18 protein-coding genes are annotated in these 24,460 nt (G+C 44.2%); 9 read left to right on the top strand and 9 right to left on the bottom strand.

Annotated features, from left to right (window positions below; all coding sequences use genetic code 11):
- Positions 1 to 112 precede the first annotated feature (112 nt).
- From QO187_RS03795 to QO187_RS03780, 4 genes are all read right to left on the bottom strand, one after another.
- Positions 113 to 688: a VOC family protein gene (locus tag QO187_RS03795; RefSeq protein WP_179797180.1), complete on the bottom strand. Its 576-nt coding sequence runs from the start codon at positions 686 to 688 to the stop codon at positions 113 to 115.
- A gap of 146 nt (positions 689 to 834) precedes the next feature.
- Complete coding sequence (gene fahA / locus QO187_RS03790) at positions 835 to 2,136, bottom strand: fumarylacetoacetase (protein WP_371547330.1); 1,302 nt, start codon at positions 2,134 to 2,136, stop codon at positions 835 to 837.
- Between the two features lie 311 nt (positions 2,137 to 2,447).
- Positions 2,448 to 3,644 (bottom strand): amino acid aminotransferase, encoded by a 1,197-nt coding sequence (locus tag QO187_RS03785; protein WP_057759885.1) that lies wholly within the window; start codon positions 3,642 to 3,644, stop codon positions 2,448 to 2,450.
- 157 nt (positions 3,645 to 3,801) lie between these two features.
- Entirely contained in the window at positions 3,802 to 4,749 is a 948-nt protein-coding gene (locus QO187_RS03780) for a LysR family transcriptional regulator (RefSeq protein ID WP_371547326.1), read from the bottom strand.
- A 178-nt stretch (positions 4,750 to 4,927) separates the two neighbouring features.
- Between QO187_RS03780 and hppD the strand changes: the two genes are divergently transcribed.
- The 4 genes from hppD to QO187_RS03760 all read left to right on the top strand — a co-directional run bounded on the left by hppD (position 4,928) and on the right by QO187_RS03760 (position 9,118).
- The gene (gene hppD / locus QO187_RS03775; RefSeq protein ID WP_057759888.1) at positions 4,928 to 6,028 is read left to right on the top strand and encodes a 4-hydroxyphenylpyruvate dioxygenase; all 1,101 of its coding nucleotides are present in this window, start codon (positions 4,928 to 4,930) and stop codon (positions 6,026 to 6,028) included.
- A gap of 131 nt (positions 6,029 to 6,159) precedes the next feature.
- A complete protein-coding gene (phhA, locus tag QO187_RS03770) occupies positions 6,160 to 7,107 on the top strand; it encodes a phenylalanine 4-monooxygenase (protein ID WP_371547324.1) in 948 nt (315 codons plus the stop codon).
- A gap of 149 nt (positions 7,108 to 7,256) precedes the next feature.
- A complete protein-coding gene (locus QO187_RS03765) occupies positions 7,257 to 7,598 on the top strand; it encodes a 4a-hydroxytetrahydrobiopterin dehydratase (protein ID WP_371547322.1) in 342 nt (113 codons plus the stop codon).
- Positions 7,599 to 7,714: 116 nt separating this feature from the next.
- Positions 7,715 to 9,118: a Na+/H+ antiporter NhaC family protein gene (locus QO187_RS03760; RefSeq protein WP_371547319.1), complete on the top strand. Its 1,404-nt coding sequence runs from the start codon at positions 7,715 to 7,717 to the stop codon at positions 9,116 to 9,118.
- Positions 9,119 to 9,185: 67 nt separating this feature from the next.
- On the opposite strand, the gene QO187_RS03755 is transcribed toward QO187_RS03760, so the two are convergent.
- Both QO187_RS03755 and QO187_RS03750 read right to left on the bottom strand, forming a co-directional pair.
- Entirely contained in the window at positions 9,186 to 9,932 is a 747-nt protein-coding gene (locus QO187_RS03755) for a siderophore-interacting protein (protein WP_371547316.1), read from the bottom strand.
- A gap of 66 nt (positions 9,933 to 9,998) precedes the next feature.
- Positions 9,999 to 12,179 carry a TonB-dependent siderophore receptor gene (locus QO187_RS03750; protein ID WP_371547313.1) on the bottom strand — a complete coding sequence of 727 codons (2,181 nt, stop codon included), beginning with the start codon at positions 12,177 to 12,179 and terminating at the stop codon, positions 9,999 to 10,001.
- Between the two features lie 435 nt (positions 12,180 to 12,614).
- On the opposite strand from QO187_RS03750, the gene QO187_RS03745 reads away from it, so the two are divergent.
- Positions 12,615 to 14,120, top strand: coding sequence for a PepSY-associated TM helix domain-containing protein (locus QO187_RS03745; protein ID WP_371547310.1), 1,506 nt, complete (start codon positions 12,615 to 12,617; stop codon positions 14,118 to 14,120).
- A 169-nt stretch (positions 14,121 to 14,289) separates the two neighbouring features.
- On the opposite strand, the gene QO187_RS03740 is transcribed toward QO187_RS03745, so the two are convergent.
- Positions 14,290 to 16,008, bottom strand: a complete 1,719-nt coding sequence (locus QO187_RS03740; RefSeq protein WP_371547383.1) for a multidrug ABC transporter permease/ATP-binding protein — start codon at positions 16,006 to 16,008, stop codon at positions 14,290 to 14,292.
- Positions 16,009 to 16,155: 147 nt separating this feature from the next.
- Positions 16,156 to 18,477, bottom strand: a complete 2,322-nt coding sequence (locus QO187_RS03735) for a TonB-dependent siderophore receptor (RefSeq protein ID WP_102092719.1) — start codon at positions 18,475 to 18,477, stop codon at positions 16,156 to 16,158.
- A gap of 392 nt (positions 18,478 to 18,869) precedes the next feature.
- Here QO187_RS03735 and QO187_RS03730 point away from each other — a divergent pair, with 392 nt between their 5' ends.
- Genes QO187_RS03730 through QO187_RS03715 form a run of 4 tightly spaced genes read left to right on the top strand, consistent with a single transcriptional unit; the run spans position 18,870 to position 22,864 of the window.
- The gene (locus QO187_RS03730; protein WP_102092718.1) at positions 18,870 to 20,186 is read left to right on the top strand and encodes an NAD(P)/FAD-dependent oxidoreductase; all 1,317 of its coding nucleotides are present in this window, start codon (positions 18,870 to 18,872) and stop codon (positions 20,184 to 20,186) included.
- The gene (locus QO187_RS03725; protein ID WP_102092717.1) at positions 20,183 to 21,070 is read left to right on the top strand and encodes a bile acid:sodium symporter family protein; all 888 of its coding nucleotides are present in this window, start codon (positions 20,183 to 20,185) and stop codon (positions 21,068 to 21,070) included. The genes QO187_RS03730 and QO187_RS03725 overlap by 4 nt, the downstream gene beginning before the upstream one ends.
- Positions 21,063 to 22,025 (top strand): SDR family oxidoreductase, encoded by a 963-nt coding sequence (locus QO187_RS03720; RefSeq protein WP_102092716.1) that lies wholly within the window; start codon positions 21,063 to 21,065, stop codon positions 22,023 to 22,025. Before QO187_RS03725 ends, QO187_RS03720 begins: the two co-directional genes overlap by 8 nt.
- Positions 22,026 to 22,042: 17 nt before the next feature.
- Positions 22,043 to 22,864, top strand: coding sequence for an SDR family oxidoreductase (locus QO187_RS03715; RefSeq protein WP_228153133.1), 822 nt, complete (start codon positions 22,043 to 22,045; stop codon positions 22,862 to 22,864).
- 294 nt (positions 22,865 to 23,158) lie between these two features.
- Here QO187_RS03715 and QO187_RS03710 read toward each other — a convergent pair whose 3' ends face one another.
- The gene (locus tag QO187_RS03710; protein ID WP_102092715.1) at positions 23,159 to 24,175 is read right to left on the bottom strand and encodes a bile acid:sodium symporter family protein; all 1,017 of its coding nucleotides are present in this window, start codon (positions 24,173 to 24,175) and stop codon (positions 23,159 to 23,161) included.
- Positions 24,176 to 24,460 lie beyond the last annotated feature (285 nt).

Genomic DNA, 24,460 nt, shown 5'->3' with positions numbered 1-24,460 from the left:
ATATGGTTCGCTATTTATTGATACCTAGAGTAGGTCGTCAATTAGCACCTTTATAATTAAAGCGATGATTAACTAATCATTTAAAAACGTAGCAAGCAGGATTACAGGAGAGTTACTCGCCGACAGGAGCAACTTCGCGTGCTTCAGCCAACTCATCACTATGCAAAAACTGTGTATGTGCTGGGGCGCGTTTGGTACGAGACCACTCATCTAGCATGTCTTGCTTGATGGCATCTGTAATCATCGATACTTTGTCTTCTGAGGTTGGATCATCATAGGTCAGCTCTAGACGATGACCATTGGGATCAAAGAAATAAATCGAGTGAAAGATGCCGTGATTGGTCACGCCAATGACATCAATGCCGGCATTTTCTAAATGCTCTTTGGCAACGATTAGCTCGTCACGGTCCTTAACCTTTAGCGCTAAGTGCTGCACCCAGCTTGGGGTATTTGGATCAAAGCCCATCTCAGGTTGATTGGGTACTTCGAAAAATGCTAAGACATTGCCATTACCAGCGTCCAAAAAGACGTGCATATAGGGGTCAAAGGCTTTGGTCGAAGGCACATGGTCTTCTGCGAATGCTAAAATGAAATCCATGTTTAGATTTTTTTTATACCATTCGACGGTTTCTTTGGCATCTTTGCAGCGGTAAGCCACATGATGAATTTTCTCAATTTGAAAGCTCATATCAATGTCCTTTTGATAAGACGTGTTACTCATTTGGCTTTATTCACATAACTATGAGTAGGTGAATGCGTTTGTTTTCCTATCCGCCTGCATGAGAATTTTCACGCCTATTTTGCTATTTCTCTGTCTATGTTATTTCTTAAATACTATTTATCAAAATCAAAGCTCAGTGCTGGTAATACCTTGCCGCGTACTTCACCAAAGCCAACACGGATGCCGTCTTTTTCGCTATAGCCTTTCATGATGACCGTGTCACCATCTTCGATGAAGCTGCGCGTCTCACCGCCTTCAAGCGTGACTGGTTTGGTAGCGTTCCAAGCAATCTCTAGCATTGAGCCATAAGAGTCAGGTGTTGGGCCTGAAATCGTACCTGAGCCCATCATGTCACCGACTTCAACTTTGCAACCAGTGATGGTGTGGTGGGTAAGCTGCTGTGCCATTGACCAATACATGTATTTGAAGTTGGTCTCACAAATGATGGTCGCTGTTTCCGCATTTTTAGGTAGTAATTCAACCGATAGATTGATGTCAAAGCTGTTGTCGCTCGATTTTTCATTTAAATAAGCAAGCGGCTTGGGTTCTTGAGTTGGGCAAGCTGTTTTAAACGGAGCCAATGCATCCATAGTGACAATCCAAGGAGACACCTCGGAGGCAAAGGTCTTGGCATTAAATGGACCTAATGGCACGTATTCCCATTTTTGGATATCTCGGGCTGACCAGTCATTGAGCAACACCATGCCAAAAATATGATCAGCAGCATCATCTACGGCGATTGGCTGACCGATATGATTACCTTTACCAACGACAAAGGCGGTCTCTAGCTCAAAATCAAGACGCTTACAGGCAGAGAAAATAGGACGCTCATCAGGGCTAGGCTTTAGCTGACCTGATGGACGTACGATATCCGTTCCACTGACGATGACAGTGCTGGCGCGTCCGTTATAACCAACTGGCATTTCGGTCCAGTTAGGTAGCAGGGCGTTGTTTGGGTCACGGAACATGGTGCCGACGTTGGTCGCGTGCTCTTTCGATGAGTAAAAATCGGTAAAACCCGGTACTTGCACTGGCAAATGCATGGTGACGTCTGCTTGCTTGAACAGCGCCTTTTTTTGCAAGTCTGTATTGTCACGTAAGGTGTCAGTGTCGTTAGATAGTAGCGTTTGAATAGTCGAGCGTGCCTGCGTCCAATTGTCTCGACCTGAATCAATAAAAGCATTTAGAGTGGATTGGTTAAAATAAGGACCACCGTTCAAACTTAATAATCCTTCGGCTTCGAGTACAGATAGATCCAGTACATGCTCACCGATGGCAACGCCTGCACGGCGCTTGCTATCACCAGCAGCGTCTTTGGTCTCGCTAAAGATGCCATAAGGAAGGTTGTGAATAGAAAAGTCAGAGTCAGCAGCGATATCGATAAAAGAGGTGAGGGTGCTGTCAGTCGTTGACATGATTTGCTCCTTGCTAATATACATTATGAATTACGTTATAATTAATTACTTACGTATAATGTAATTTATTGATATATGGATTGCAAGTTTTTTGTGCAATGTCTTTTGTGAAAAGGCTGCTTTGAAAAGTGGTTGTCGTTGTTTTGACTAAACGGTTCTGACTAGATGATTTTAATAAAATAATTTTGACGAAATAATTTTGATTAAATGCTAAGTACAAAAAAAGGCCGAGCAATCGCTCAGCCTTTCTTATACGCGTTTATTTTTTATCAAGTTACGTATTGATTAACATGTTAAGTAACTTGGACTAATTAGTCTTTTAAGACGTCTGCCATGGCATTGGCCACATAGTCGATGTTGCTGGTATTTAGGCCAGCCACACACATACGTGAGTTAGAGACCATATAGATACCAAACTCAGTCTGTAAACGCTCGACTTGCTCAGGCGTGAGACCAGTAAAGCTAAACATACCGTTTTGACGAGTGATGTAATCAAAGTTACGGTTAGGGATTTTAGCTTCTAATACCGATTTTAGCTTTAGGCGCATGGCTTTGATACGGTCGCGCATTGCATAAACTTCGCCAACCCACTGCTCATGTAGTGCTTCATCGTTCATAACGATATCGACCACACGTCCACCATGTGACGGCGGGCTTGAGTAGATACGGCGTACGGTTGCGTTTAGCTGACCGAATACGCGATCGGTTTCGTCTACGGTTGGGCAGACGACTGATAGGCCGCCGACGCGCTCGCCGTATAGCGATAAGTTTTTAGAGAATGAGTTGCTAACAAACAATGGGAGGCCCATCTCAACCGCTTTACGAATAGCGTAAGCGTCGCTGTCCATGTCTTCGCCAAACCCTTGATAAGCGATGTCCATGAATGGAATCAGCTCACGCGCCTTCACGACGTTGAGTACAGTGTCCCATTGCGCTTGGGTCAAATCCATACCGGTTGGGTTGTGGCAGCATGGGTGTAGCAAAATAACGTCATTTTTGTTCAATGTCTCAAAAAACGCAATCATTTCATCAAATTTGATGCTGCTGTTGGCTTTGTCGTAGTACGGGTATTTACCGACTTCTACATCAGAGCCTTCAAAGATAGCAATATGGTTGCCCCATGTTGGATCGCTCACATAGCACTTAGCTTGTGGGAACCAGTCATGAATAAATTCAGCACCAACTTTCAACGCGCCAGAACCACCGATTGTAGCGATGGTCGCGACCAAGCCGTCTTTTAAAATCTGGGCGTCTTTACCAAACAGTAATTCCTGACAGCCTTTACGGTGGCCTGGCAGGCCTGCCATTGGCAGGTATGGACGCGGTGCGATAGGATCAGCAATACGCGCTTCGGCTGTTTTTACACAGTCGAGTACAGGCAATACGCCATTCTCATCATAATAGATACCAATGCCTAAATTGACCTTGTTAGGATTGCTATCTGCTGAGTATTTTTCCATAAGACCTAAGATTGGATCACCAGCGTAATAATCGATACGTTCAAACATGCCATTTCCTTATAAAAATATAAATCGAGCAGCCGAAAATCATAGAGCAAATCGCGGCTGAACTCAACACGAGAGTGGGTTATATGCGGCAATTAATAAAATAAATAGCCAAATAGATTATTTATCCATCTATCAAGCGCATTTGACATGCTATACGTCATTCGATAGACGATGAGTCAGAGTGATGTAGGTCGTTATAATGAGTCGCAAAATAGGTTTGCAAAAACTGCTTAAAAGCAATCGTCGCCGGAGAGAGCGCCCGTGAGGCACGCTGATAGATAAAAAATTGCCGCATTTTGACTGGTTGAGTGAGTGGTCGCATCAGCAGACCATTGGCGCTGACCCAATCAATAACTTCAGGCATATAGGGCAGACACAGCGTAATACCAAAGCCTTGGCGCGTCATCTCAAGCGCGGTGGACATAAAATTCACCTTGTAGCGGGCTTGTTGCACATGAGCGGAGATAGAGTCGTCGAGCTCTGCGGTTACTTGATCTAGGAACGGACCTTGTAAAGTAATCAGCGGCGTTTCTAATAAATCTTGCCAAGTAATTTCATCTCTTTGTGCCAGTGCATGATTGTCTGGCATAACCACGCAAAAAGGTAGCTGATACAACAAATCAGCACCGATATCATCTTCAGTTTCTATAAAACCAAGTTCGGTGCCAACGCCTAAATCGACTTCGATATCTTGGATATGCTTAAGCAAATTCTCGGCTGAGCAGTCCAATAGTGAGACGCCGATATTTGGATATTCTTTGGCAAACTGGGCGATGACGGCAGGTAGAGAAGACGCTGCAAACTGTGATACAGCCAAGCGCACCTGACCTTGGGCTAAGCTGGTCAAGCTACTTGCTTCATTTTCAAACAGCTGCATCTCATTCAAGATACGCCGCGCTTGCGGTAGTAGGTGCCGTCCTACTGCTGACAGAGACAACTGGCGAGTGGTTCGATCAAACAGCACGATACCGAGGCCAGTCTCTAATTCCTTAATCAATCCACTAACAGCAGATTGAGTCAAATACATCTGTTCGCTGGCACGAGTGAAACTGCCGTTGTCAGCGACTTTGATAAATGCGGTCAATTGGCGAATGCTGATATTCATAAGTAAACCTGATAAATAAATCATAAAAAACAATTAGTCTTATAAATAAAGCTAATCTAATATAAATACAACGTCAACAATAAAGATTGATTATTAATCGTTTTATAGATTTTTACTATTAATCGACTTTTACTACTCATCGATTTTCTATTACCAATTGAAATTAAGGATAATTACAATGGCAGATTTATTTGACAACCCAATGGGACTAAATGGATTTGATTTTGTCGAGTTTGCTTCTCCGCAGCCTGATGCAGTCGACGCATTGTTTAAGCAACTTGGTTTTGCCCATGTCGCCAATCACCGCTCAAAAGACGTTGCGCTATATCGCCAAGGTGATATCAACCTTATCCTAAACCGCGAACCAAAAAGCCAAGCCAGTTATTTCGTTGAAGAGCATGGTGCTGGTGCTTGTAGCATGGGCTTTCGGGTAAAAGATGCCAAAAAAGCGTATGAGCGTGCGGTAGAAATGGGCGCGCAGCCAGTAGATGTGCCAACTGGGGTGATGGAGCTTAGATTGCCTGCTATCAAAGGTATTGGGGGCTCACTAATCTATTTGATTGACCGCTATAAAGACGGCGAATCTATCTATGATGTCGACTTTGAGTTCTTTGCAGATATCGACAGAAACCCTGTCGGCTATGGCTTCAAAGTTATCGATCATCTAACGCACAACGTCTATCGTGGACGCATGGCGTACTGGGCAAAATTCTATGAGCGTATCTTTAATTTCCGCGAGATTCGTTACTTTGATATCAAAGGTGAGTACACGGGACTAACCAGTAAAGCCATGACAGCACCGGATGGCAAAATCCGTATTCCACTGAATGAAGAAGCCAAACAGGGCGGTGGTCAAATCGAAGAGTACCTAATGCATTTCAATGGTGAAGGTATTCAGCATATTGCGCTAGCCAGTGATGATTTGTTTGCCAGTATCGATAAGCTCAAAGCGGCTGGTATTCCGCTTATGACCGCACCAAATGCTGCTTACTATGAAATGCTGAGCGAGCGCTTACCAAACCATGGTGAAAATGTTGCTGACTTGCAAACGCGCGGTATCTTGTTGGACGGTACGACAGAAGGCGGTGCACCGCGTCTGCTACTACAGATTTTCTCTGAAACTATTTTGGGTAGTCCAGTGTTCTTTGAGTTCATTCAGCGTAAAGGCGATTATGCCGATGGATTTGGTGAAGGTAACTTTAAAGCGTTGTTTGAGTCGATAGAGCGTGACCAAGTACGTCGCGGTACAGTCGGTCAGCCAGAGACTGAAACCCTATAATATTATCTAACGCTTAGACCACATTTAATCAATGGACAAGACAAAAGGAGTTTGTGTTGTCCTTAATAAGTGCATTACCTAAAAGCATACTGCAAAGGTAATGCTCTCATTGCGATAAAAGGAATACAGGCATGGAACGCCTATCACAGATAGATTCTCTTAATACTGCCATCGGTACCAATAGCGTTGCGACTAATAAGCAAGGCAACGATGCGTCCAGTCATTCTAACGCGACAAATAAAAAACAGCCGTATATCTCGCATCAGCCAGATAGCCATGGTCATATTCACTATAGTGATGATGAGCATGCGATGTGGCAAGCGCTGCTGGCACGTCAAGCGGAACAAACGCCCAACCGTGCATGTACTGCATATTTAGAGGGTTTGACTAAGTTAAACTTACCGACGACGCATATCCCGCAGTTGCACGATATCGATGAGGTATTACAAGCGACCACAGGTTGGCAGACCGCCGCTGTGCCGGCATTAATCAGCTTCGGTAAATTTTTCAAATTACTAGCCAATAAATCTTTTCCTGTGGCGACGTTTATTCGTCGATTCGATGATATGGACTATATTGAAGAGCCTGATATCTTTCACGAAATCGTTGGGCATTGTCCGCTATTGACCCATCCTGCGTTTGCAACCTTCAATGAAACGTATGGTAAGCTTGGCCTTAGCGCAACGAAAGAGGAGCGCTGGTTTTTAGCAAGGCTGTATTGGTTTACCATTGAGTTTGGATTGGTCGGCAGTCGCGTGGAAAATCGTAGGATTTACGGCGGCGGTATATTGAGCTCACCTTCTGAAACGGTTTATGCACTTGATTATACAGCGCAAGAGCGATCAAACCTTCGATATACAACACAGCATCAGCCTAAACCGCAACCTGAACATCGAGCGTTTGATTTGCTTGATGTGTTGCGTACGCCTTATCGTATTGATCAGATACAGCCGATTTACTATGTCATTGATGAATTAAATACCTTATTTGATATCGTCAATAGTGACATTATGGGTGCGGTCAAAAAAGCTATGTCGCTTGGACTATTTGAGCCGACCTATCCAGAAAAAACTCGTTAAAAACGTCAATTTAAAATTAAACATGAAAACTATCACTTCAGTACGAAGTATTGAGATAGCAATACAGCTATATCAACATCGATGTACGAGTATTAGAAAATAGCTATCAAAACAACCATTAGAAACAGCCACTATAAAAGGATTTTATCATGACAGCACTATCACAAAACAGCTGCGAAGCTTGCCGCATTGGCGCACCGAAAGTTGATGAAGCCGAAGCACGAGAACTATTACCGCAAATTCCTGATTGGTCATTGATCGAAATAGATGGCATTCAGCAATTGCAGCGTCAGTATAAATTTAAAAGTTTCGTCTCAGCAATGGCATTTGCCAATCAACTGGCAGAAATCGCTGAAGCAGAAGGACATCATCCGGGTATATTGGTAGAGTGGGGCAAGGCTACGGTCACTTGGTGGTCGCATAGTATTAAAGGGTTGCATCGCAATGATTTTGTCATGGCAGCTAAGACCGATGACTTACTTAATAAGTAACGCATAAGTCATTCGGTTATTCGCTAGCAAACCCGTTTTCTAACGCTATAAAACTAACGCTCCCAAATTCAAACCCACTCTAATGCCAGCCTGAGCTGGCATTTTAAGGATGTGTCATGCCACCAAAACCCCTCACATTAATCAGTACCAAGCTCGCCTTTATCATATCCACCATCGTCATCGGTATCATGGGTATCACCATGATCGGCTTTGGCTGGGTGCCTCATCTGTCTCTTATCCTCGCCATCTGTGTGCTACTGGCTATCGGTATGTACAAAGGACTCAGCTTTGATGACATGCAAGCGCAAATGGCCTCAGGTGTCATGCGTGGTATTGGTGCCATCTATTTGTTCTTCTTTATTGGACTGATGGTGGCGGCTCTGATGATGTCAGGAGCAATACCTACACTGATGTATGTAGGCTTTCAGCTGATCTCACCTGAATACTATTATATTTCTGCCTTTATTTTGACCTCTATTATCGGTATTGCTTTGGGTAGTAGTTTGACGACTGCAGCAACGCTTGGCGTGGCGTTTATTGGTATGAGTAACGCCTTTGATGCCAATGTGGCGATAGCAGCGGGGGCTGTGGTGTCAGGGGCGTTCTTTGGTGATAAGATGTCGCCCTTGTCTGATACTTGTACGATTGCGTCCTCTGTAGTGGGTATCGATCTGTTTGAGCATATTCGCAATATGATGTATACGACAGTCCCTGCGTGGATACTGACGGTGATCTTGTTTTGGATGTTTTCAGGACAGACGACTAGCGCTGATCTGAGTCAAGTGACCATATTGCAAGGACAATTGATAGACAGTGGTTTGGTACATGGGTATTCGGTACTGCCATTTGTGATATTGGTTGGGCTAGCCCTGTTTCGGGTCAATGCGATTTATACGATTATCTGTACGATTGCCGCGGCATTGATTATTACTTATGTACACAGTTCACCAAGCTTTGGTCAATTGGGTGGTTATCTGTTTGGAGGGTATGCTCCTGCTGAATCATTAGAGCTGGGTGAGGTGGGCGGCATGCTGTCACGCGGCGGTGTGCAGAGTATGTTTTTTACACAGGCGATTGTGATACTGGCACTGAGTCTAGGCGGGTTACTAACGGCACTAGGGATTTTGCCAGCATTGCTGTCTGGTATTAAAGATACATTGACGACATCTGGACGAGCGATATTCGCTGCAGCGATGTCGGCACTAAGCATTAACGTGCTAATCGGTGAGCAGTATTTGAGTATTCTATTATCAGGTACGGCCTTTCGTTCGACGTTTGAGCGTCTACATTTACATCCAAAGAATCTGTCGCGGACGATTGAGGATGCAGGAACAGTGATTAATCCGCTGGTACCTTGGAGTGTGTGCGGGGTGTTTATCAGTCAGGCGTTAGGGGTACCGGTATTAGATTATCTGCCTTATGCGTTCTTCTGTTATTTGTCGTTACTGTTGACACTGCTATTCGGGTTTACGGGGCTGACGATTAGTAGAGTAGAAGAGGGTAAGGTGGTCGAAGTATGATAAGTGATGATTGATAAAAAAGGAGGGGCTAATCTTAGCTCCTCCTTTTTTGTTTCGAAATACGTAATTACTGATCTTCCGTTTGCGCATCCTGACTTTTGACGATTTTATGCTGATCCTCTGTGCTATCGACTTTCCAGTAGCTAGAAACATATAAATGCGTCTTTGGTATTGCGCGCTCAACTTTGAAGTACTGGCGCAATGCACGCATACTATGGAACTCACACGCAGCCCAAACGGCAGGTTGACCATCAAGCCAGCTCAAAGATTTAACACAGTCCAGTAAGGGGCTATCGTCTGCATTTGGATGCGCATTAATCACCCAATGTATCTCGACGTTCTCTGGTTTTTTGAGCGTCTGACGATCTGCCTCAGTCGTCACTTCAAGTACTGCGTAACCACGAGCCTCAGTAGGCAACTGGGCTAAGTTGACCGTAATCGCTGGTAGCGCGGTCATATCGCCGACTAATAAAAACCAATCTGCTTCATTGTTAATGAGTTTTTTTGGCCCTGGACCACCTATTAAAATTTGATCGCCGACTTGCGCATTTCGTGCCCATGCCGATGCAGGTCCTTCCGTCTCATGTAAAGCAAAATCAACATCTATTGCGTCATCACGTTGCACGCTCACTGTATAAGTACGCATCAGTGGGCGGCTACCTGCATCTTGAGGGAATATCAGTTTGATATAAGCACTTTCTTGATCGATAGGAAAATCAACCATGCCAGCACCGCCAAGCGTGACACGGTACATATTTGGCGTAATGTATCTAGTGCCAATAACTTCTAGTACTCTTGGAGTAGGTTTTGCCATATTGTGCTTTCCTTCTAACAACGAGTTGGCTTACTAATAGAACCAACCCGCTACGGATAAATTTGATTAAAAGTTGGCTTTTAGACTGACTGTCATTTGACGCTCAGGTCCCATCCAGCAGTTGTTAATGTCATAGCAAGAACTAACATAAGTCTTATCAAAGAGGTTATTGATACTAGCACCGACAGCGAGCATAGGGTTGATCTGATAACTGCCACCAATATCAACCAAGGTCACACTTGGTAGCTCATCTGTGTTTTGTTTATCAATTTGCATGCCATCTTCATAGCGAATGCCAGCATTGAGAGTGAGTTTGTCCGTAGCATAGTAGTCTGCCCATAGCGTGGCTTTGTGTTTAGCAGTTTGGGCAGGAGTGTTGCCGACCACTTCAGGATTAATTTCTTCTTCTGTGATCTCAGCATCGGTGTAGCTATAGCTTGCCGAGAGATCTACCCAATCGTTGAGCATACGGCTACCTGATATCTCAAAGCCTTTTGACTCAATTTCACCAGTTTGTGTTTGATCTGTATATTTGACGTAATCTGACACAACGACATTTTTTTGGGCAATATCAAATACCGCAAACGTTCCTTTGGTCGCACGGTCTGGAGACAGATATTTGATACCAGCTTCTAATTGATCGGCAGTGGTCGGTTCAAATGGTTCATTGGTAATAAAGTTACTACCGACCACTGGCTGAAATGACTGCGAATAGCTCAAAAACGGTGATAGACCATTATCAAAGTTATAAATAGCAGCAAGACGTCCACTGGTTTCTGACGCGTCATTGTCGATCATTTTTTCGCTAGGGATTACACCTTTCGATGTATCGGTTCGATCAAGGATACTTTTGAATTTATCATGTCGTAAGCCTGCCACCACTGTCCAGTCTTGCCACGTCATTTCATCTTGCACATAGAGTCCAAGCTGGCTTTGTTCGATATCATCGTATCGACTAAAGGTATCTAATGGTAGAATATCGGTGCTGATTTGTGAAAAATCTGGATTCGATAAGTCAAGGTTTGGTGTGCCATCTGCGCCAGCGTCATAATAAGTTGCGGTGCTGTCTGTCTCTTGATACTCAATACCAAACAGTAGGTTATGTGAGGTATTGGCGGTATCAAACTTATAGGCCAGCTGGTTGTCTGTGGTCCAGTTTTTCATGCTTTCATCTGTTGTGTAAGCTATACGGTCTAGAATCGTATCACTACCCTCTACAAATCCTTCATTGTTATACATATTGCGCTGCTGCGCTTCGGCATCGGTATAGCGCGTGATATGTTTAAACGTTAACTTATCATTGATGTCCCAGTTTACGGTGACGCTTGGCATAAATACTTCTTTGCTAAATTTATTCCATTTATCGCCTGCATAAGCATCGCTACCCAATTTGCCATAGCTGGCATTATAGACAGTACCGACAGCAGGTAATGGGGTAGAGGGTACCATGTCGGGATCGTCTTGATAAAAGAGGTTAGCAAGTACCGAGACATCATCAGTCGCTTGCCATTTAAGCGATGGATTTATCAATAGACGCTCTTCTTCCGTAGTTTGCATTTGACCATCTTTTTGGCGTTTTAGCGCCACAAATCGATAATCCAAAGTGTCGGTGATAGGCCCCGTGCTATCGATAGCCACTTCTTTTAGGTTTTGAGTACCAAAGCGTAGCTGGATTTCGTTTTCTTGAGTGCTTTTAGGTGCTTTGGCGATTTGATTGACCATACCGCCAGGTGCTGCATAACCATACAATGAAGATGCCGAACCTTTCACTACCTCGACCGCTTCAGTTGCATAGATATCTACTTGGGGCATCAGGTTATATGTACCATCATAAGGCAATCTTAGACCGTCATAAAAGTTTGAATAGGTCTTAAATCCGCGAATGTTGTATTCGTCAAAGATAGAGACTGTACCGCGGCTCTCAGCGCTTACACCTGGTTCATAACGTAATGCAGCATTGACGCTATCTGCCTGACGCTTTTGTAACAGGTCTTGATCGATTCTGGTATAACTCATTGGCGCATCGTTTGGATCCAATGCAGTTTTGGTGCCAGTACTACGATAGCCATCTGAGTAAACGGTAATAGCATCTAAGGTGGCTGAGGGTGTAGCAGCCTCATCATTTTCAGTATTGTTTGTCGTCTCTACAGCGTAAGCGGCGTGGCTCATACCCATGATCAGGCCAACTTGTACTGCTGTGGTGAGATATTTTTTGCGAATGACGTTATTGGTTAGATGAGACCGCATCAGATTTCCTCTTGGACTAAAATGATTGAATATTATTTGTGACAGTTAAAGCAAATTTGCAACGACGCTAATAATAACACTAATGATAATTATTATCATTAAAAAATTACAACGAGACAGTTTTGAGAAGTATTTTCAGAACTTAAAAAGGTAGAGACGCAGTGTTGCAAATGAAGCAGTATTACGAATAGAGTCATGCAGACTTACTGTTTTGAACGATGTATTTTAAACGATGGTTTTTCTCAGATTTTTCTCGTATTATGCAGCAGCATTCTGAATACAATTATTTACAGTAGATTTTTTACATCGCTGTATCGGCGTTATCCTAGTTCTTTGCGAGACCTTTTAAGATTAGTCTTGCAAGCAGATATACCATTATTATCGATAGGTTTACGTTGTTTATTGAGCAACCAAAGATTGTTTAAGGTCACATTTATGGACACACCCTCCAACCAACCCACCAACAACCAACGCTATTTCACAGTGTGGCGCTGGCATTTTTATGCAGGTATTTTTGTTGCTCCTTTTTTAGTTGTTTTGGCGATAACGGCGCTCGGTATGCTGTTTATGTCCAACACAGTAGGACGTGACAACGACCGCTTAACGGTTGTCGTGCCAGAGTCTACGGTTCAAGCACCTGTCTCTACTCAAGCAAAGAACGCGCTGAGCACCTTGCCTGATAGCACGCTGATTAAATATATCGCCCCTCGTGATACCGATACGGTGGCTTTATTTCAGATAAAATCAGACGACCAAAGCAATATGGTGGCAGTCAACCCTTATACGGCTGATATCGTCCAAAGTGTGCCTACCAGTAGCGGTCTTTATAGTACGTTTAACGATATTCACAGTGATTTGCTGATTGGTAAAGTTGGTGATTACTTGTTAGAAACGGCGGCATCATTGACTATTTTAATGATTTTGTCTGGTTGGTATCTGTGGTGGCAAAAACGTAAATCAGTCAAAGCTATGCTGATACCTAATGAGAGCGTAACCAATAAGAAAAAACGCTCTTTTATCCGTACGATTCATGCGACATTGGGCAGTTGGATATCTGTGCTGCTACTGTTTTTCTGTATATCAGGTATGGCATGGGCAGGTGTATGGGGTGAGAGAGTGGTGCAGGCATGGAGCCAGTTTCCTGCAGGTAAGTGGGGCGTTGCACCTGTTCCCGTATCAATTGACCACAGCCAACATGCTGCCATGCAAGAGTCTACACCAGCGCCGCATGTACATGGTGCGGCAGCGTCAGAAGCGCATACTGATGCACCCACACATGGCAGTGCTCTAAACTCTGGCGACAACAAAGAAGTTCCTTGGGTACTTGAGCTGACGCCAATGCCTTTATCAGGTACGACCAAGGGCAAAGATGGTATCGCCGCCAATATACCCATTATGATTGATACGGTGGATCGCTACGCTCGTGAAATCGGTTTTGTAGGGCGTTATCAATTGAACCTACCACAAGGTAGTACAGGCGTCTGGACCATTAGCCAAGACTCAATGAGCTATGATATGAAAAGTCCGATAGCAGATCGTACGGTACATATCGACCGTTATTCGGGTAATGCCTTAGCTGATATTCATTTTGATGACTATAATGCGTTTGGTAAATTCATGGCGGCTGGTATCGCGCTGCATATGGGTACGCTCGGATGGTGGAGCGTACTGGCTAATGTACTATTTTGCCTAGCGGTAATCGTTATTTGTGTCAGTGGCTATATCATGTGGTGGCAGCGTCGCCCTCGTCAGGAAAGCAATAGCGCGGGATTAAACCCACCAGCTCGCGGCTTAAATGTTTCCGTCTGGTGGCCGCTTGCTATTCCATTATTAGTTGTGGCTATCATCTTCCCGACTGCTATTATCGCGATTATAGCTATCGCGCTATTAGACTTCTTGGTGATTTCTCGAGTTGGGTTTTTGCAGAAACGGTTAAAATAAGCGAACGGTAAGATATCGTTGTTCCTTATATAGTAAAAGAGCGCCTTACAGTAAGGCGCTCCTTTTTTTGCTTAAAAAATACTCAGATTAACTGCTATTTAGCTTAAAGTTGATCAAACGTTTTATGGGATTGAAATAAATCGGTTCATGCTAGTAGTTAAAGTATTGCTTACTTGAGCATAGCAATGGCATCTTTGCTGGCACGCTGTCGCTCTTCGGCATTTAGCTCAATGAGACGGCCTTCTTTCATCAGTAATAATCGATCAGCATGCTCAAAATAACCGTCATCATGACTAATAATAAACAGTGTCTTACCCATGGCTTTTAGCTCAGGAATGAGCGTTTGGTAAAACACGCGGCGAAAGGCAGGGTCTTGGTCGGCTGCCCACTCATCGAGCAGTAATATGTCTTTTTGTTCGGCGACAGCGATTAGCATAGCCAAGCGTTTGCGCTGACCTTGCGACAACTTATCTGTAGAGAGTTTATGGTCAGACACACTTACTTTTTCTTGTAGATTGAGCTTATGTAGCCAGTCAGATACTAGGGCCTCATCAGGATCATTACCCTCATATCCAATCAGCTGTTTAAATAGATGTTGGTCGCTAAAAATCGCAGAAAACAGCTGTCTAAAATCGGCGTTGTTCTCTGAATTAACGCTTTGTCCATCGACTTGTACCGTTCCTGTAGTAGGAGTAAAGATACCAGTAATGATTTTGGCAAGGGTAGATTTGCCGCTACCATTCGCACCGATTAAGAAAACCACGTCACCTCGTTGCAAGGTTAAATTGACGGACTTTAAGATGTTATTGGAAGGGTTCTGATTGTTATCACTGTTATCGCTATTTTGAGCATTATCATTAACCGCTGTGTCTGGTGCATGACTACTATTACTACTGCCTACATAGCGATAATTGATATTATTCAAAGTTATGGACTGCCAGTCCTGTGCAACCGTGTCTGTCGCAAAGCTCGGCTGATGCTCGGCCAATTCTAAAGACTGTATCTTTTCTAGCGCAACTTGAGCGGTCTGCAATGTTGGGTAAGCGCCAACCGCATGTAGGAGCGGCGACTGCATAAACAAAATCGTCAAAGAAAAAGTAGTGGCAACCCCCATCGGAATATCGAGATAATTGGCCATTGCAAACACGATACCAATCGATGCAAACATCATAATATTGGACCAGTTCACCGCTGATAAATGAAAAGTATCAGACTTAGTCACGGTCTTCTCGTACGATTTGGCATGGGCCAAGAAATCATCTGTATACAGTTTTTCTGCTCGGTGTTGGTTAAGTGCCAGCTCTTTACGACCTTCTATTATCGACTGATAATCCTGATATAACGCGTCATTAATCTCTCTTAATTCGGTCAAATGGGTATAAACATGCTTGACCAAGAGGGTGCTTATCCAAATCGTCATCACAATCCAAGACAGGACAATAAATAATAATGGCAGCGATAACCAACCCAAATACAATCCAACACCAGCAGATAGGATAACACCCTGTACTAGCTCTGGCATACGGACGAAAGCAACGGTAATCGATTGAATGTCTGAAGACAAGCTGGCAAGTAGGCGTGCGCTACCCAAATGATCTATCTGAGGAACGGTAGTATCGATGATTTGTTTGACCAGTTTTGTTCTAAGCTCATAGACAAATCGATGCCCCAGTCGCGTCAATGCATATTGCGACAAAAAAGTCGTCAATAGCAGTAACAACACCAGCAGTGAAAACTGCGCCAAACTTAACCAAGATAAGGTATCGAATACTGGCTGACTGATAAAGGTGTGGTTGATATAGGCAATAATACCCACGCTGACAGCGGCATTGACCAAATTTAGCAAAATGACTTTGAGAAAAGGCAGACGATAATTCGCCCAAATCATATGGTATAAAGAAGCAGTCATGCGAGAGGACGCTGTGGTATGAGAGGACATAGTAACTCAGTAATAGAATAAATTTTTGATAGCAGAAAAGGGAGTAGGTCGCGCCTAATCCCTTTTATAAAACCTAAGAAAGCCTACTAATAAAGCTTAAAAGTCGAACGTTGCCGATACTTTTAAGGCCGTTGGTTCACCTGCATTTAGATAGCCTGCATCTGAATAACCGCCTACTGACTGCCAGTAGTCTTCACCTGTGACATTGGTTACCATGCCTTTTAGAGTAACGTCTTGTCCTGCCAACATAGTGCGATAGCGTGCACCAAGGTCTAAGGTAGTATAACCATCAACCTTTAAGGTATTGGCATTATCCGAATAACGAGAGCCTGTGTGGATAATATCACCCGTCAATGTCAGTCCTTCAACGGCGGCTAAATCATACTCTAGGTTGACATTGCTCTGTAAGGTAGGCACACCAATCACTCGATTACCATCTAATGCACTATCACCAGTGTCTTTTTGCTTAGCACTTAAGTAAGTAACACCAGCATTGAGGCGCATGTTTTCACTTGGGCTACCAAAGACAGTCAACTCCACACCTTGATGACGATTTTCTCCAGCAGCAGTAAACGTATTTGAGTTGTTGATATAAGCACGCGGTTCATCAGTTCGGAAGACAGCGAGACTACTGCCAATCATACCATTGTCGTATTTCACACCCAGTTCAGTTTGCTCACTCACGTACGGATCTAGATTTTGACCACCATTAGTGACAGCGTCATTATCGTTAGTTAGAGGCGCTCTTTTTCCTGGTGCTAGACTTTCGATATAATTACCATATACAGACCAGTCCATCGTTGGCTGATAAATGATACCGACGCTTGGTGTCCATGCGCTTTCATCATAGCTAGCTGTTTTGGCTTGGGTATTATAGTCATAGCTGGTTGTTTTGATATTTTGATGACGTACGCCTACCGTAGTTTTTAGCTTATCGTTGAACAGTGATATGGTGTCTGCTAGCGCAAAGCTTTGAAACTGCTTTTTGTTGGTTAATTTTGGGTCATTTAAATTACCACCGAAGATTGCTGTGCTTGTAAAAGGGACCTCAGCGTAGTCGGTAGGGTGGTACAAATTGGTCGCGAGTTGATTACCAAAATCATACGCGAATGCACCTTTTTCTTCTTGGTCATAGAGATCAGCTGCTAGTACCCAATTATGAGCCACTTCACCCGTTTGCCATTTACCACGCAGACCGAGCTCGGCACTTTGTACTAAATCTTTTCTGGAATTATCAAAGCGATAAATCGTGCCCGCACCATCAACGTTGTTGACAGTTAAAGTGGCTAGTGAGTTTTCTTCCTCGCCACTTCGCACACCGTAAGCACCATAAGCGGTAATGTTATCAGTAAAATCATATTCTCCTCGAATGGTACCAAAGACATCCTCTTCATCGGAGTAGGTCCAAGGTTGCGCCCAATTTTTTGAGCCGTCTGGAGCATTTGGTACACTAGACACCCCACCAAGATTGACACTAGGACGAGTCTCTGACAGCTTATTGTCTTGCCAGCCCAAATCGGCCGATAGGCGATACTGATCCGCTCTATAATCCAAACCGAGCGCCGCCAGACCCAAGGTCGAAGACTCATCATCTATTGCGCTGTCTCCATCTTGATAAGCAGCATTAAAGCGAATCCCAATAGCGTCATCAGCACCGAAGCGATCACTAACATCTACTGCGACTTTGCCTTGGTCACCTTGACCATAACCAAGCGTCACTTCACGTAGTGGCTCATTACCAGCACGTTTCGGTAGCAAATTGATTGTACCACCTGCGTTACCGCCACTCGGTGCCGCACCATTCAACATTGCTGAGGCACCGCGCTGAACCTCGACGCGCTCGAACAATTCAGTTGCAATGTACTGTCTTGGTAAGATGCCATATAGACCGTTGTACATGGTGTCATCTGATGTGGTGATAAAGCCACGCATGAAATAGGCTTCTTGAAAGTTACCAAAACCTCTTGCTACACGAACAGTAGGATCCTTTTTGAGTAGATCGCCTACACTTTGCGCTTGCTGATTGGCGATATATTCATTGGTGTATGAGGTGGTAGAGAACGGCGTATCCATGATGTCTTGGTTACCCAAGATTCCGACGCGGCTGCCGGTCGCAACTTGGCCACCTTCATAGGCGCTTGGTAGTCCATCTGCTGAAGCATCAGCGCTACTGGTTACGACGATAGTATCAAGTACCACGTTAGGAGTGGTTTGAGCATCTACATCATCTACCTGTGCCCATGCCGATTGACTCGTTGCTAATACGATGACAGAAGTAGATAGACAGGTTGAGTATAGTGTCTTTAGAGAGGGTGATTTCGTCGATACCAATCGCGAGGGTATAGATGCTAATCGTAGAGAAGAACCAGATACATTCGAAAGATTAAATAACGCAGCAGATAAGCGAGATAGTTGCATGAATATTTCCAGCATGTAAGTTAAATGCTTATTATAATGATAATCATTATTATTACAATGGTTTGCTGAACCTATTTCTACTATATCATATTTGAGTAAATTAGAGAGATCGCTTTATGTTTCGATAATAGGATAGCCTGCAACTAGGACAGTATTTTTATACTGAGCGAAGTTAGGTTTGTTTTGAACCAAAAAGGGAGTGTTAATCAGCGTTTGGTTTACCTTTTATAAGCAGTCTATTTGAGCGCTTCGTTCATTTGAGCCAGCTAATGTACCAATGTATGCTATTGTATTATCACTGGTATGGAGTACGTTGGTATCGCTTACCAGAGATGCAGTCAAACGGAATTGACTGATTTATATAATTGAAATGGATTTTTAAGGTGGCGCTTATGTATGCAGTAATTGGAGCAGGTCCAATGGGGCTCGCTGCAGCCCGAAATTTGCAAAAACTCAATATTCCTTTTGTCGGCTTTGAGCTACATACAGATGTAGGGGGCCTATGGGATATCGACAATCCGCACAGTACCATGTATGAAAGTGCCCATTTGATTTCGTCCAAGCGTATGACGGAGTTCAAAGAGTTTCCTATGAGTGACTCAGTCGCGGCGTATCCTCATCATACCCAGCTTCGTCAGTACTTCCGCGACTTTTCAGATACGTTCAATCTAAAATCATGTTATGAATTCTCCACGCGTGTGGTCAGCATGGTGCCTGAAGGGGATGGCTGGCGTTTAGTTAGTGAGTGCAATGGTCAAAAGCAATCGCGGCTGTTTGAAGGTGTGCTTATGGCAAATGGCACTTTACATACCCCAAATATACCAAGTCTGCCAGGTACGTTTGCAGGCAGGTTAATGCATTCCTCTGAATATCGTCGCCCGTCAGTGTTTAAAGACAAACGTGTGTTGATCGTTGGCTGTGGCAATTCTGGTGCTGATATCGCTGTTGACGCGGTGCATCATGCTAAATTGGTGGATATCAGTCTGCGCCGCGGCTATTACTTTCTTCCCAAATTTATCAAGGGTCAGCCAATTGACACACTAGGCGGAAAACTAAAGTTGCCGCGTCCAGTTAAGCAGCGTATGGATGCGGCGATGATTCGTATGGTTATCGGAAAACCTTCTGATTATGGATTGCCAAACCCAAACTATCGCATGTATGAATCACATCCTGTGGTCAATTCATTGGTATTACATCATTTGGGTCATGGCGATATTAAGGCGCGCCGTGATATTCGCCGCATCGATGGTCATACGGTGACCTTTAGTGATGGAGAAAGTCATGATTATGATTTGATTCTTATGGCGACTGGGTATTTACTAGACTATCCATTTGTTGAGCGCGCGCATCTTAATTGGCCTGCCAATCATGACGCTCCTCAGCTTTATATGAATGTCTTTCATCCTGAGCATGATAATTTATTTATGATGGGTATGGTTGAAGCAGCAGGGTTGGGCTGGGAAGGACGAAATCACCAAGCGCGGCTTGTCGCACTATATATTCAGCAGCGTCAGCAAAATACAGCAGCTGCTAAACAGTTTAATAAAGTGAAGCGTAAGCGAGCTGGCAAGACACTCGATGGTGGCTATGATTATATTAAGCTTGCGCGTATGGCATATTACGTGAACAAAGATGAATACTTAGAAACGCTGTCCAAGCATATTGCCGAGCTTGAAACAGAGCAGCCTGTATTGGCGTTAGAGGTATGATAGCGGCAGTGGCGTTTGAGCCACGGAGTTTGATTCTGCTCAATCTAATCTTGGCGCTGATGATGTTCGGCGTGTCATTGAGCTTACGTTTCGAAGATTTTAAGCGTATCGTCTTGTATCCTATTGCGCCGATAGCAGGTCTGTTCGCTCAGTTCTTTCTACTGCCCTTAGCCACGTGCCTGTTTACGTGGGCATTGAATATCGATCCTGAGTTGGCGCTAGGAATGATTTTGGTCGCGTCTTGCCCAGGTGGTAGTTTTTCTAACATTATGACTTGGCTGGCACGCGGTAATGTCGCGGTGTCAGTCAGTATGACTGCGGTATCGAGCCTCGCTGCAGCTATATTAACACCAGTCAATTTTGCCTTTTATGGTTGGCTTAACCCACACACGCGTGAGTATCTGACAAAGATAACGATTGAGCCTAGCAGTATTCTGATACTGGTTCTATTAGTGTTAGCGTTACCTTTAGTGCTAGGGATGGTAACGGGGCGCCGCTTGCCAGATCTGGTCGTACGTATCCAAAAACCGCTACGTATTTTCTCGCTACTCGTGCTGATGGCTTTTGTGGCAATCGCTTTTTCTAGCAATTTCGCGCTATTTTTAGAGCGTTTCCATAGCTTTTTTTGGTTGGTCGTTGGCCATAATTTATTGGCGCTTTCGTTAGGTTATGGCATGGGGCTGGTGCTCAAGTTGCCAGTCGCGGATCGGCGCGCGGTGACTTTGGAAGTAGGAATACAAAACTCAGGGCTAGGATTGGTTATTTTATTTACTTTTTTCCCAGAGGCAGGTGGCATGATGCTGATCACGGCGTTCTGGGGTGTATGGCATTTGGTGTCAGGACTGACACTTTCACAAATTTGGGCACGGATACCCTATGAATAAAAGCGCAATAAATAAAAGCATAGTGAATAAACGTATATTAATCACTGGTGCCGCAGGTTACATCGGCCATCAGTTGGGCAATCGCCTGGCTGATCATTACCATGTCGTCGGCACAGATATTCGCAAGCGCGATGATCTAGACTTTCCAATTCACGTATTAGATGTGCGCGATGAGGGTTTGGCAACGCTACTAAAAGAAGAGGGCATTACCCATGTCGTGCATCTCGCCTCTATCTTGCAAGCGTCAAAAGATCGTGCTCGTGACTATGATATCGATGTCAATGGCACGCGTAACGTACTTGATTGCTGTATCAAAGAAGATGTCGCACATATAACGCTCACCAGCTCGGGTGCTGCCTACGGATATCATGCTGACAATCCTGAATGGATTGATGAGCAAGATGCACTACGCGGTAATCCTGAGTTTGCCTACTCGGATCACAAAAGACAAGTCGAGGAAATGCTTGCAGATTTTCGCGAGCAGCATCCACAATTACAGCAGCTGATCTTTCGACCTGGTACCGTACTAGGCGCTGATACGCGCAATCAAATTACCAGTCTGTTCATGGCGCCGCGTGTGCTTGCGCTCAAAGGCAGTGAGTCGCCCTTTGTGTTTATTTGGGATCAAGACGTGATCGGCGCGATGGAAATAGGTATTCGTGAGGACAAATCTGGCATCTATAACATGGCAGGCGATGGTGCACTGACGATGAGGGATATCGCAAACCGACTTAATAAACCGCTATTGACTCTGCCAGTGGGTTTGGTTAAAGCTGGTTTACAGGTGGCAAAGTGGAGCGGTAAGCCAACAGGGCCAGAGCAGGTTAATTTTTTGCGTTATCGCCCAGTACTGAGTAACAGGCGACTCAAAGAAGAGTTTGGTTATTGTTTAGAAAAAACGTCTGCCGAAACCTTCGAGTACTTCATCGAATGTAATGGATTGCGTAAACCTTGATAGGGAGAAAGTCATCGATGCCATCAATGCCATCAATGCCACCAATGTCATCAATAACTGTTACTTTAATCACTGGTGCTGCATCAGGACTTGGTTGGGCGATGGCACAGCACTGGTATGCCGCTGGGCATCACTTAGTACTCGCTGATATAGATGAGCAAGCGCTGATCGCCCGCGCTCGTGAGTTAGAGGACTCTGCTAGAGTCATGACAGTCGTCACTAATATTACTCAAATTGATGATATTGCTGCCCTTATTGAGCAAGTTAGCGAGCGCTTTGGCCGTCTTGATTTATTGGTGAACAATGCTGGGATTACCCATCGATCACCAGCACATCAGACTGATCCTGCAGTGTTCCGCAAAGTTATGGCGGTAGATTGGCAAGGAGCAGTGGAGCTGACTATGGCTGCGCTACCGATGCTAAGAGAATCTAAAGGTCAAATTATCTGTATCGGCTCAATGGCTGGTTGGATGCCAGTTCCTGGACGGGCAGCGTATTGTGCGGCAAAAGGTGCGCTGACCCAGTTCTTTGAAGTATTGCGCTTGGAACTAGAGTCTGAGGGTATACATATTCTTATGGTCTATCCCAGCTTTCTTGATACACCTATCGAGAACCACGCGCTCGGCCGTGATGGCAGTATCGCAAAGCATCCACGCTCAATGATCGGTAATATGCGTAGTGCTGAGTGGATGGCCGAACAGATCGATCAAGGTTTGCAGCGGCGCAAACGTTGGATATTGCCGGACCCTACCTCACGCTTTGGCAGTTTACTGTGGCGTATTGCACCAGCTTTATACTTGCGTCAGGTGCGTAAACGTTTTGGAAATGAGTTGCGGTAGACTACGTTAAGTGAGAACCTAGAAGAGAGGCTAGCGGTTCATGCAAATTACCGATAGTGCTATGCTAAAAATACTATGCTGAAGAGCGCTATATTTGAAGGTGCTTTATTAGAAAATTCACATTTAAAAGTCTCTATGTTGAAAGACTCTGTATTAGAAGGTGCTTTATTAGAAAATACTATGCTAGAAACAATAATCTAGCATAGTATTTTAACTCATAGCGTTTTAGCTTTACTAACTAGTTCAATATCACCTAGTTCAGTATTACCTTACTGAGCATTACCTTTCTCGGTACTAATGATTTCTAATTGGTTTACCAAGCTCTACGGTCTCTTCAGTCTCAATGACGGTAGGATTTTTCGCTTCTTGACGTTTATCCCACCAAGCGAAGATATTGGCCAATATAGAGCCAGAAACAGAGTGCCAAATGCAAGCAACGGCGGCAGCGATGGCGGACTCTGCATTGCCAGGGAAAAACTTAGTGCTTAAGCCCGTGGCCAACCCTGCATTTTGTACGCCAACCTCGATAGATATGGTGCGCTTTTTGGGTTTGCTCATACCAAATAAGGCACCTGAGTAGTAACCCAATATATAGCCGACGATATTGTGTACCGCAATGGCTAAAATAACAACTAGCCCTGACTGCAAGAACTGATCGCCAAATACAGCGGCAACACCACCGACGATAGCGGCAAAGGCTAATACAGCTACGCCTGGCATCACCGCACGTACATCATTAAACCAGTGCTTGTTTTGAAATAGTATGTTTAACATAGAGCCGATAGCGACTGGCAACAATGTCACTAATAGCATAAAGCGGAACATACCCCAGCCATCCATCTCTACAGATTGACCAACCAAATAATTGAGCCAAAGCGGCGTCACTAACGGTGCAATGATGGTCGATACGGTGGTCATACCTACCGAAAATGCCACATCACCTTTTGCAAGGTAGCTCATAATATTTGAAGACACACCACCAGGACAAGTACCAACCAATACTAGACCCAGTGTTAACCCAGGCGATAAATCAAACAATCTGGCCACGCTAATCGCTAAAATCGGCATAATGGTATATTGGATAATTGAACCGATAAAAATATCAAGCGGGCGCTGGGCCAACACCTTATAGTCTTCTTTACCTAGTGTCATACCCATTGCGAGCATAATGACACCCAGAACGATGACTTGGGCATCACCTGTCACCCAAGAAAAAGTCGCAGGCTCTATAAATGTCACTGCGGCCGCTAAAATAATAACCAATGCCGTAAATCGACTCAACTGCTGACTTATCATCCTCAAAAACTGCATTTCTCAAATCCTTCTAAGTCCGGAAAATAGTCAAGTATAAGTTCAAAACCACTGTATTTCCAATGGGTTTAGGCGGTTTTTAGCCAACAATAAGTTGCTATTGTGAAAACTTTGACTATGATTATATTGCCAAAGTTTTTTGAAATGTTTATTCAATAGTCAAATGAGGTACTAGGTGTTGCAAACTCCATCAAATTTAAATCGCTTCAAACACCTAGGTCTTGCGTTAGCGATATTTTATTTGCTTTATAATTTGACGACTGTTTATAGCGTATCTTTATATAC

Source organism: Psychrobacter sp. Arc9 (assembly GCF_041431295.1).
Taxonomy (GTDB): domain Bacteria; phylum Pseudomonadota; class Gammaproteobacteria; order Pseudomonadales; family Moraxellaceae; genus Psychrobacter.
This window is presented reverse-complemented; position numbering and strand designations above follow the sequence as displayed.